The 9,256-nt window shown below is 57.1% G+C and carries 12 protein-coding genes; 6 read left to right on the top strand and 6 right to left on the bottom strand.

The genetic code is table 11. The annotated features are described in order from the left end of the window. Positions 1 to 20: 20 nt before the first annotated feature. The 4 genes from N512_RS0108595 to N512_RS0108580 are packed head-to-tail and all read left to right on the top strand — an operon-like array spanning position 21 to position 3,650. Positions 21 to 1,211 (top strand): beta-ketoacyl-[acyl-carrier-protein] synthase family protein, encoded by a 1,191-nt coding sequence (locus N512_RS0108595; RefSeq protein WP_028780056.1) that lies wholly within the window; start codon positions 21 to 23, stop codon positions 1,209 to 1,211. Then, positions 1,208 to 1,699 (top strand): ApeP family dehydratase, encoded by a 492-nt coding sequence (locus N512_RS0108590; protein WP_028780055.1) that lies wholly within the window; start codon positions 1,208 to 1,210, stop codon positions 1,697 to 1,699. The genes N512_RS0108595 and N512_RS0108590 overlap by 4 nt, the downstream gene beginning before the upstream one ends. Continuing rightward, positions 1,696 to 2,421 (top strand): 3-ketoacyl-ACP reductase FabG2, encoded by a 726-nt coding sequence (locus N512_RS0108585; RefSeq protein ID WP_028780054.1) that lies wholly within the window; start codon positions 1,696 to 1,698, stop codon positions 2,419 to 2,421. Before N512_RS0108590 ends, N512_RS0108585 begins: the two co-directional genes overlap by 4 nt. After that, positions 2,418 to 3,650 carry a beta-ketoacyl-ACP synthase gene (locus tag N512_RS0108580; protein WP_028780053.1) on the top strand — a complete coding sequence of 411 codons (1,233 nt, stop codon included), beginning with the start codon at positions 2,418 to 2,420 and terminating at the stop codon, positions 3,648 to 3,650. Before N512_RS0108585 ends, N512_RS0108580 begins: the two co-directional genes overlap by 4 nt. Positions 3,651 to 3,721: 71 nt before the next feature. Here the strand turns inward: N512_RS0108580 and N512_RS0108575 are convergent, their stop codons facing one another. Beyond that, positions 3,722 to 4,837: an HD-GYP domain-containing protein gene (locus N512_RS0108575; protein WP_231473547.1), complete on the bottom strand. Its 1,116-nt coding sequence runs from the start codon at positions 4,835 to 4,837 to the stop codon at positions 3,722 to 3,724. A 158-nt stretch (positions 4,838 to 4,995) separates the two neighbouring features. Here N512_RS0108575 and N512_RS22590 point away from each other — a divergent pair, with 158 nt between their 5' ends. Then, positions 4,996 to 5,316 carry a rhodanese-like domain-containing protein gene (locus N512_RS22590; RefSeq protein WP_051472720.1) on the top strand — a complete coding sequence of 107 codons (321 nt, stop codon included), beginning with the start codon at positions 4,996 to 4,998 and terminating at the stop codon, positions 5,314 to 5,316. Positions 5,317 to 5,321: 5 nt separating this feature from the next. Further along, positions 5,322 to 5,504 carry a hypothetical protein gene (locus N512_RS0108565; RefSeq protein WP_028780051.1) on the top strand — a complete coding sequence of 61 codons (183 nt, stop codon included), beginning with the start codon at positions 5,322 to 5,324 and terminating at the stop codon, positions 5,502 to 5,504. A gap of 55 nt (positions 5,505 to 5,559) precedes the next feature. Here N512_RS0108565 and N512_RS0108560 read toward each other — a convergent pair whose 3' ends face one another. The 5 genes from N512_RS0108560 to N512_RS22585 all read right to left on the bottom strand — a co-directional run bounded on the left by N512_RS0108560 (position 5,560) and on the right by N512_RS22585 (position 9,086). Beyond that, positions 5,560 to 6,153: an FMN-dependent NADH-azoreductase gene (locus tag N512_RS0108560; RefSeq protein WP_025010143.1), complete on the bottom strand. Its 594-nt coding sequence runs from the start codon at positions 6,151 to 6,153 to the stop codon at positions 5,560 to 5,562. A gap of 196 nt (positions 6,154 to 6,349) precedes the next feature. Next, complete coding sequence (locus tag N512_RS0108555) at positions 6,350 to 6,820, bottom strand: thioesterase domain-containing protein (RefSeq protein ID WP_028780050.1); 471 nt, start codon at positions 6,818 to 6,820, stop codon at positions 6,350 to 6,352. Between the two features lies 1 nt (position 6,821). Continuing rightward, positions 6,822 to 7,259, bottom strand: coding sequence for a D-aminoacyl-tRNA deacylase (gene dtd / locus N512_RS0108550; protein WP_028780049.1), 438 nt, complete (start codon positions 7,257 to 7,259; stop codon positions 6,822 to 6,824). After that, the gene (locus N512_RS0108545; protein WP_028780048.1) at positions 7,256 to 8,221 is read right to left on the bottom strand and encodes an alpha/beta fold hydrolase; all 966 of its coding nucleotides are present in this window, start codon (positions 8,219 to 8,221) and stop codon (positions 7,256 to 7,258) included. The genes dtd and N512_RS0108545 overlap by 4 nt, the downstream gene beginning before the upstream one ends. After that, positions 8,199 to 9,086: a virulence factor BrkB family protein gene (locus N512_RS22585; protein ID WP_051472719.1), complete on the bottom strand. Its 888-nt coding sequence runs from the start codon at positions 9,084 to 9,086 to the stop codon at positions 8,199 to 8,201. Before N512_RS22585 ends, N512_RS0108545 begins: the two co-directional genes overlap by 23 nt. Positions 9,087 to 9,256: the final 170 nt, after the last annotated feature.

Here is a 9,256-nt window from a genome sequence, read left to right as displayed (position 1 = left end):
CCGGATCCCAAAATAGAGATATGACAACTACAGCCATAAATCATGCGGGTTTTTGTACCCCTCTCGGCAACCGGGCCGACGAGGTGCTTAACGCCTTGCTCGCCGGTGACAGCCGCGGCATGGTCAGCCGCGACAACCTGTTGTTTGAACGGCCGGCCATAGTCGGGGTAGTGAACACCGAGTTACCAGCCATTCCCGCCGAGTTTGCCGACTATGACTGTCGTAACAACGCTCTGTTGCTGTGCGCCGCGCTGCAAATTACTCCGGCGGTGGAAGCCGCCAAGGCCAAATATGGCAAGGAACGCATCGCGGTTGTCATAGGCACCAGCACCTCAGGGATCTCCAAGGGCGAAGAGGCACTGGAGTACCGCAATCGCCACGGTCATTTCCCTTCGGATTACCACTATTTTCAGCAGGAGTTGGGGGGCACCAGTCGCTTCCTGCAAGCCTGGTTCAAGCTGAGCGGTCCCTGTTACACACTGTCGACGGCCTGTTCCTCCAGCGCCAAGGTGTTTGCCGCCGGTAAACGGCTGTTGGATGCCGGGCTGTGCGACATGGTGATAGTCGGCGGGGTCGACAGCCTGTGCCAATTGACCCTCAACGGCTTCGATGCACTGGAGTCTGTCTCCAAGGGGCACTGCAATCCATTCAGCGCCAACCGCGACGGCATCAACATAGGTGAAGGCGCGGCGCTGTTTACCCTGGAGAGAGGAAGCGGCCAGGTGCTGCTGTCCGGTGTCGGCGAGTCGGCCGATGCCCACCATATCTCGGCGCCCCATCCCGAGGGCTGCGGCGCAATTGCCGCCATGGAGATGGCACTCAAGCAGGCGGGGCTGACGCCTGATGACATCGACTATGTCAATCTGCACGGCACTGCCACCCCCAAGAATGACGCCATGGAAAGCCGCGCCATGCACTCGGTATTTGCCGAAGCACTGCCGCCTTGCAGTTCCACCAAGCCCTTGACCGGCCACGCACTGGGCGCCGCCGGGGCATTGGAAGCGGTATTCTGCTGGCTGCTGTTGTCGCCCCTCAACCCTGATGGGCAACTGCCGCCGCACCTGTGGGACGGTGAGCAGGACGGCAATGATCCCGCACTGCCGCTGGTCAAACAGGGCAGTCGCCACTCACTGAATCACCTGATGAGTAACTCCTTCGCCTTTGGCGGCAGCAACGCCAGCCTGATCTTCAGCCGTGGAGCCCCGGAATGACCCAGCCTTTAACCGAGCGTGATATCGCCGATTTTCTGCCCCACAGGGCGCCCATGATACTGATAGACGCCGTGGTCGAGCACAGCCAAGACAGACTGCTGACCAAGGTAAAGATTAGTGAGCAGAGCCCCTATTTCGATGACGCCCGGGCTCTGGTGCCCAATTATGTCGGCATAGAATATATGGCCCAGAGCATAGCAGCACTGGCCGGAGTGGAAGCCGAGGCCCGCGGTGATATTATCCGGGTCGGTTTTTTGCTGGGCAGCCGTAAGCTCAGCATGCATACCCCGGGATTCCTGCCCGGACGCGAGTACCTGACCCAGGTGCAGCGCCTCTATCAGGAAGACACGGGACTGGCAGTGTTCGACTGCCGCATCTTTGATGGCGACACAGAGATCGCCAGCGCCAATGTAAACGTTTTTCAGCCCCAGGACACCCAAGCCTATATTGCCGGTAGTCTGGAGGCGATGCAGGGAGATTCCGCATGACACAGAGAGTTTTGGTCACAGGTTCCAGCCGCGGCATAGGCAAGGCTATCGCCCTGCGCCTGGCGCAGTCCGGCTTTGATATCGCCCTGCACTTTCATGCCAATCAAGCCGCCGCCGAGGCCAGCGCCGCCGAAATCCAAGCCTTGGGCGTCAAGGTCAGCCTGCTGCAGTTCGATGTCGCCGAGCGCCAGACCTGCCGCCAAGTCATTGAGGCCGACATAGAAGCCAACGGTGCCTATCACGGCCTGGTTCTCAATGCCGGTATCGCCCGCGATACGGCTTTCCCGGCGATGACAGAGGCCGAATGGGACTGTGTCATCCACACCAATCTCGATGGTTTCTACAATGTGATCCATCCGGCACTGATGCCGATGATCCAACGGCGCAAGGGCGGCCGCATCATTACGCTGTCTTCGGTTTCCGGTTTGGCCGGTAACCGTGGCCAGGTGAACTACAGCGCCTCCAAGGCCGGTATCATAGGCGCCACCAAGGCGCTGGCACTGGAGCTGGCCAAACGTAAGATCACGGTCAACTGCATCGCTCCCGGGATTATCGAAACCGAAATGGTCGATGCCTTCAGCCCCGAACTGGTACAGCAACTGGTGCCGTTGCGGCGCATGGGCCAGCCTGAAGAGATAGCGGCCCTGGCCAACTTCCTGATGTCTGACGAAGCCGGTTATATCACCCGCCAGGTGATCTCGGTCAACGGAGGCATGCTATGAGCCGCAGGGTGGTGATTACCGGCATGGGCGGCATTTCTGCCCTGGGCCAGGATTGGGACAGCGTCAAGGCCAGGCTGCAGGCAGGCCAAAATGCCGTGGTTCGCATGGATGAATGGGACAGGTTCGATGGCCTGCACACCCGTCTGGCGGCGCCGGTCAACGGCTTCAGCACTCCGGCACACTATTCGCGCAAGAAGATCCGCTCCATGGGCCGGGTGTCTCTGATGGCCACCCGCGCCAGTGAAATGGCGCTGGAGGATGCCGGCCTGTTGCATGATCCTCTGATAGCCTCAGGCGCCATGGGCATAGCCTACGGCTCTTCCACCGGCAGTACAGATCCCATCACCGCCTTTGGCGACATGCTCAAACACGGCGATATGAGCGGCGTCACCGCCACCAGCTATATCCGCATGATGGCCCATACCACGGCGGTCAATGTCGGGGTATTTTTCGGCCTCAAGGGGCGGGTATTAACCACCAGCAGCGCCTGTACGTCCGGCAGCCAAGGCATAGGTTATGCCTATGAAGCCATCAAGTATGGCCAGCAGGATTTGATGCTGGCCGGGGGCGGCGAAGAACTCTGCCCCACAGAAGCGGTCGTGTTCGACACCCTGTTTGCCACCAGTACCCGCAACGACACTCCTGAATTGACCCCCAGGCCGTTCGATCGCGACCGGGACGGTCTGGTGATAGGCGAAGGCGCCTGCACTCTGGTGCTCGAAGAGCTGGAGCATGCCAAGGCCAGAGGCGCGCGCATCTACGCCGAAGTGCTGGGTTTCGGTACCAATTCAGACGGCCTGCATGTGACGCAACCAAACGCCGACACCATGGAAAAGGCGATTCGGCTGGCGCTCAAAGATGCCAAGATAGCGCCACAGCAGATAGGCTATGTCAACGCCCACGGTACGGCCACCGACCGCGGCGATGCCGCCGAGAGCCGGGCTACCGCCGCAGTATTTGGTGAACAGATACCGTTTTCATCGCTGAAGAGCTATACCGGCCATACCCTGGGCGCTTGCGGCGCACTGGAAGCCTGGTGGAGCATTATGATGATGCGTGATGGCTGGTTTGCACCCACAATCAACCTGGAAAATGTCGCCGAGGATTGCGCCGAGCTGGATTATATTCGCGCCGAAGGCCGGGCACTGGATACCGACTTGGTGATGAGCAATAACTTTGCCTTTGGTGGCATCAATACTTCGTTGATCTTCCGCCGCTGGCAGGACTGAGCTTAGCCATAGAAAGCCCCAGGAAGCCCAAGAAAGCTTTAGCGGAATGCATCGGCACTGCAGGCCTCTTTTCAGGCCGCCTTGTCATCGCGGCAGCGCCCCATGATATCCAGGATCTGTGTAGTCGAAGCCGCCAAGGCTTCGACGCAGTGGCCGTCCAGTTTGCCGGCGGCCACCATACTTCTCAACTCACGGAAACAGGCGTCCAGTGGCCAGGCCTGCTTATAGGGCCGCTCGCTGCTGAGGGCATCGAAGATATCCGCCACAGTCACTATTCTGGCTTCAATCGGCACCTCTTCCCCCTTCAAACCTCGGGGATAGCCGCTGCCATCCAGATACTCATGATGACAGGCCACTATGTTGAGCATGATGGTCGAATCCGGCAGATGCGCCAGACCAAAATCCCCCAGCACCTTGCGGATCAGGCACTCGCCCTTATCCACATGGGTCTCCATCAGAGTACGCTCGTCTATGCTTAAGGGCCCCTCTTTCAACAACACCTTGTCCGGAATACCTATCTTGCCTATGTCATGCAGCGGCGCAAACTGGGTGATATGTTCTATCTGCTCATCATTCAGGCCGTATTTGGGGGCGACTATGCCGGCGATCAGGCCCGAATAGGCCGCCATGCGATCCAGGTGCGCGCCGGTTTCAAAGTCGCGCAGGTCGGCAAAGTCCCGTGCCACCTGAGCCGAGGCGAGAATAGTGCGCACTGCATTGAGTTCGGCGCACAGAGACATGTTGATCAAGTTGGCATAAAGCACCATATCGCGCTGCGCCTTGGCATCGAAGGCCGCCACGCGGTATGAATCGAAGAACAGAAACCCCAGAAACCTCTGTTCATCGTAGAGGGGCACGGTAAAGGAGGAGTTGTAATCCTGCTCCAGCAACCAACGCGAATGGCTGTTTTCCGGCAAGATATTGGCCTTGATATCGTCTATCACCCGATACTGCCCTGTGTCGGCCAATTGGCTGAGCACCGGGCTGTCGGACATGGGATATTCATAACCCACTATGGCCTGTCCCCTGTGAGTGCTGTTGATAAAGGTTTTTAGCAGCCCGGTCGAATCGTGATACAGGGCACAGGCGATACGATCCACCCAAGGGTAGTTGAGCAACAGATGATCGTGAATGCGCTCCAGGCGCTCAGAAGCGTTGTGACCCTGCAGCCAGAGAGCTGTTGGCATATTCTTGTCCATACACTATTTTCAAATCATTTCCTTTTTCCAAAGGATAGAACAAAAAACAGCCCTGGTGAGAAAACGGCCAGTATCCAGACCATTGCATTTCCAATTCCATAAGATTAACCTTATTGAAAATTTTCTAATTGATAGAGAGTCTGAAAATGCAAACCAACGCCAATCCACAAGACGGCTGCCTGAGCCCTGAGCAGTGCCATGAGATGATCGCCAAGGGAGTTCGGGTACTGGATGTCCGCTCGGCCGCCGAATATGCCGAAGGGCACCTGCCGCAGGCGCTGAATGTGCCACTGGATACCCTGGATACCTGGCTAAAGCAGCAACCGAATAAGCAGGAACCCTTTGTGCTCTATTGTGGTGCCGGCATGCGCGCCCAGAAGGGCTGCGAAATTCTGCGGGCCAACGGCTTTGATTGCGTGCTCAACGGCGGCGCCTTCAAGGAGTTGGTCTGCTGCCAACCTGAGTAACCATAATGACAAGCAAGCCCGGGCGATTTCAGATAAGCCAACATCGCGGCCAAGCCTCTGCGCGGGTGCGTTATCGTGAGCAGTGGCCCGCCGAAGGAGTCAATGCCGCTTGTCCCCTTTGCAGCAAGGCGCTCGAGCCGGACAAGCCGTCACAAAAAAGCCCCGGGGAGTCACCTCCGGGGCAGTAGAACCAAATCAGTCAAGCAACTGGCGTTCAGATTGATGGTGGAAGAGATGTTTGCCTCAGGCAGAGATGGCAGCCAGCGAAGATTTGGCTGCTGAAATACCCTTGGCGTTGGCATCCGGGCCCATGTTCAGCGCTTCACCGTAGACGGTTTCCACTTCGGTAATTCCAATAAAGCCCAGCACGGTTTTCAGATAAGGCACCACATGGTCTGTGGTCGAGTCTTTATGTACCCCACCTCGGGTAGTGATCACTACCGCGCGCTTACCAGTGATAAGACCCACAGGGCCATTTTCTGTGTAACTGAAACTCACACCGGCACGGGCAATCAGGTCAATCCAGTTTTTCAACTGGGTCGGAATACCGAAGTTATACATGGGCGCAGCTATTACTAGTGTGTCGTGATCTTTCAGTTCCTGGATCAGCTCATCAGACAAGGCCAACGCCTGTTGCTGGCGCTCGCTCAGCTGTTCGCCGCCGCGCAGGCCGGTGGCAATTTCACCGTCCAGTACCGGCAGCGGCTCGGCCGCCAGATCCCTGACTGTGATGCTGGAACCCTGCTCCTGCCAATGCTTGATCAGGTGGTCGACCAAGAGACCGGACTGAGAGTAACCACCCAGGATGCTGGATTTCAAAACTAATACTTTGCTCATGATATTGCTCCGCTTCGATTCAGGAATTTGTTTGAGTCAGAGCTTTTGCTCCAATCTATGCTGAGCAGTTTACTGATGGATAAAATAGAAAAAAAGCGGAGAAAATTTGATATTAAATTCGATTTTTTAGAAAGGAAAGGTTGTTATCCAGGGCTTACAAGGTTAAAACCGAACCTGTAAGCCTAGGTAATCCCAGCTAGGACAGGGTCGGCTCTTGCTTGGGCTGGCTGACGTAAACCCCCAAGAAAGAAGCACAGCAAAGGCCGTGACTCCAGAGTTCCACCTCCTGCCTGACTTTGACCCTGCGCCCTTCACTCAAAGGCGTCAGTGACACGCCCGGCCAGCTGACTCTGGCCTCGATCAACTCACCGGGATTGGCAGTCACCGGCGCCCGATAACGGATCTCGGCCTGGGCCAGCACTATATCACCACTCACTCCGGCCCGCTGCTGTTGCAGCCAGAGCATGCCCCAGCCACACAGAGTGCACAGGGTATAGATACTGCCGGCAAACATGGTCTGATGCAGATTGATGTTGGGCGCCAGCGGTGCACCGACACGAAATTCTGTGTCATCAAAAGCCAGTGGCCGGATCCCCATAAAGGCACTGACGGGGATGGTGCCATGCCAGGTGTTTTCCAATTGCTTAAGCAGTGATGGCTCAGACATATCAAACACTCAGATTAAAGGTCACTGGCCCGTCGTTCAGCAGTTCCACCTGCATATCGGCAGCGAAGCGGCCGGTTTCTGTGGTCACCCCCTTGCTGCGACAAAATGCCACAAAGGCTTCATAGAGCTCTTCGGCCTGAGCCGGACTGGCACCACCCGAGAAACTGGGACGCAGACCGCGGCTGGTATCTGCCGCCAGGGTAAATTGCGACACCACCAACAACTGCCCGCCGACCTGAGTCAGATTGAGGTTCATCTTGCCGTTGTCATCGCTGAACACCCGGTAATTCATCACCTTGGTGGCCAGCTTTTCCATCGCCGCCATATCATCCTGGCGTTCAACGCCCAACAACACCAACAAACCTTTATCTATGGCGCCGGTCACTTCATCGGCAACCGTTACCTTGGCACGGCTGACTCTCTGTATCAGGGCGATCAATCCTGACTCCTTAATTCTGTTTCACAAGAGGCCGCAGTGTCGCCCATAGCACACAGGGCTGCAACCACGGCGTGACGCATTTTATCATCCACCAGCGAGTGATGACCTCCGGCCACCAGCTGCAACTCGGCCGGGCGGATCTGGCGGGCAAGCTGAGCCTGCAGCAAGTGAGTGGGACAGACCCAGTCGTTTTCCCCCTGCAGCAAGCGGGTCTGTTTCGGCCAGTTATTGAGCCCTGCGTCAAATAGACTCATGGCTTCGAAATAGTGATGGCGGGCATAGTGAAGTTCGATTCTGGCCATATTGCTGTCCCGAGGCGCCCTTGGCGGCGGCAACAGCCCCCCGGGTAAAGACAGATGCTGCTCCCAGCGCAGCCAACTGCGGATATAATCCTGGGCATTGAGGCAGGTAAATCCCTTGGCATAGCTTTCCAGCAGCGCCGCAGTGCTGCGCTCACTCCTGGATAGCCAGCGGGAAAAGCCATGATAGTCCACCGGGAAACGGCTGGCGGCGCCAGCAGCACCATAGAGCCAATCGCGGCCCTCGGCAGAGGGGATAAAGCTGCCCCAGTATGTCTGGGCTATGACCCGCTCAGGGAATAAACCGCCGTACACCAGCCCCAAGGTTGCCCCGAATGAGCCCCCTGCCAGACACCAGCGCGGCAACCGCAGCGCCTTCCTGACCGACTCGAGATCATCGAGCAGGCCCTGGAAGTGATTCTGCGCCAGGCCTTTCTCGGAGCGCGATAAGCCGGCGCCCCTTTGATCCAGAAACAATAAGCGAAAGCGGCGCAGATCAAACAGCGCCAACTCTTCAAGGTTGCAACCGGCGCCGGGCCCGCCGTGCAGATACAGCAGCGGGATGCCTTCCGGGTTGCCGAATTGCGCCAGATACAGGCGGTGGCCGCCACCCACCTCCAGCCAGTCGCGGGCAAACGGATTATGCCGATTCGGGTTCGTCATCCAGCGGCTCCAATGGGGCTTCACCATCGAGGAATTCCGGCAAAGATGCGGTGATCTCGGCTCCCATCAGGACTATCATCCAGGACAGATAGACCCAGACAAACAGTATCGGAATCGTCGCCAGGGCGCCGTAAATCGCCTCGTAGCTGGGGAAGTGAGTCACATACAGGGCAAAGCCTTTCTTGCCCGCCTCAAACAGCAAGGCAGCCACTATGGCCCCGAGCAGGGCATGCAGCAGCTTCACTTTTTGATTGGGCACCACAGTGTAAAGCAGCAGGAAGGCCGCAACAGAAAACAGAAATGGCAGACGCGCGACAAAGAAGGTACCTACACCATAAGTATCTGCTTCGTTGAATATTTTCAGCGATACTAAGTAGGAAGTGGCCGCCAGGCTGGCCCCCATCAGCACGGGCCCCAGCGTCAGGATCATCCAGTACATGGAAAAAGACACGACAGTCTGGCGTTTTTCTTTGGTGCGCCAGATATAGTTCAGCGCCTTGTCTATGGCGGAGATCAGCAAAATGGCCACCACCACCAGGGCGCCGATACCGACGGCCGTGCCCTTGGAGGCGTTGCCGACAAACTCGTTGATATAGACCTGAACCGTATCGCCTGCGGCCGGCAGAAAGTTTTGATAAATAAAGTTTTCTATCAGTTGCCGCACCCCCTTGAAGACAGGGAAAGCCGACAGCATAGACATGGTAACGGCCACCATGGGCACCAGCGACAGCAGGGTCACATAGGCCAGATGACCGGCTCGGATATTGATTTGATCGTCCTGCAATCTCTGTTTCAGGTGCAGCAGGAAGTGCCAGCAGCCTTTCATAAACAAGCTGAAATTGCGGGTATCTATCTTGTTGCTCACGGTTTTCTCTTGATCCTCTGGGTCTAGTGTCGCTATCTTCGTACAATAATGCCCGGATTACAAAGTGTGATGCTGCCACTGCAGCAGGGCAAAGGAAGCCGGGAATGACGCCAGTGCTATGCATAGGCATACGCCGAGGCCCGTCATTCAGCGCTTCTCCCATCATTTAA

This window comes from Shewanella sp. 38A_GOM-205m (genome assembly GCF_000518445.1).
In the GTDB taxonomy this organism is placed as follows: Bacteria; Pseudomonadota; Gammaproteobacteria; order Enterobacterales; family Shewanellaceae; genus Shewanella; species Shewanella algae.
The sequence above is the reverse complement of the archived record's forward strand: the minus strand, read 5'-3'. Positions and strand labels throughout refer to the sequence as shown.

What these genes read in the sequence shown, in the direction of transcription:
- N512_RS0108595 (WP_028780056.1), top strand. Translation starts at nt 21, where the DNA reads ATGACAACTACAGCCATAAATCATGCGGGTTTTTGTACCCCTCTCGGC.
- N512_RS0108590 (WP_028780055.1), top strand. Translation starts at nt 1,208, where the DNA reads ATGACCCAGCCTTTAACCGAGCGTGATATCGCCGATTTTCTGCCCCAC.
- N512_RS0108585 (WP_028780054.1), top strand. Translation starts at nt 1,696, where the DNA reads ATGACACAGAGAGTTTTGGTCACAGGTTCCAGCCGCGGCATAGGCAAG.
- N512_RS0108580 (WP_028780053.1), top strand. Translation starts at nt 2,418, where the DNA reads ATGAGCCGCAGGGTGGTGATTACCGGCATGGGCGGCATTTCTGCCCTG.
- N512_RS0108575 (WP_231473547.1), bottom strand. Translation starts at nt 4,837, where the DNA reads ATGCCAACAGCTCTCTGGCTGCAGGGTCACAACGCTTCTGAGCGCCTG.
- N512_RS22590 (WP_051472720.1), top strand. Translation starts at nt 4,996, where the DNA reads ATGCAAACCAACGCCAATCCACAAGACGGCTGCCTGAGCCCTGAGCAG.
- N512_RS0108565 (WP_028780051.1), top strand. Translation starts at nt 5,322, where the DNA reads ATGACAAGCAAGCCCGGGCGATTTCAGATAAGCCAACATCGCGGCCAA.
- N512_RS0108560 (WP_025010143.1), bottom strand. Translation starts at nt 6,153, where the DNA reads ATGAGCAAAGTATTAGTTTTGAAATCCAGCATCCTGGGTGGTTACTCT.
- N512_RS0108555 (WP_028780050.1), bottom strand. Translation starts at nt 6,820, where the DNA reads ATGTCTGAGCCATCACTGCTTAAGCAATTGGAAAACACCTGGCATGGC.
- N512_RS0108545 (WP_028780048.1), bottom strand. Translation starts at nt 8,221, where the DNA reads ATGACGAACCCGAATCGGCATAATCCGTTTGCCCGCGACTGGCTGGAG.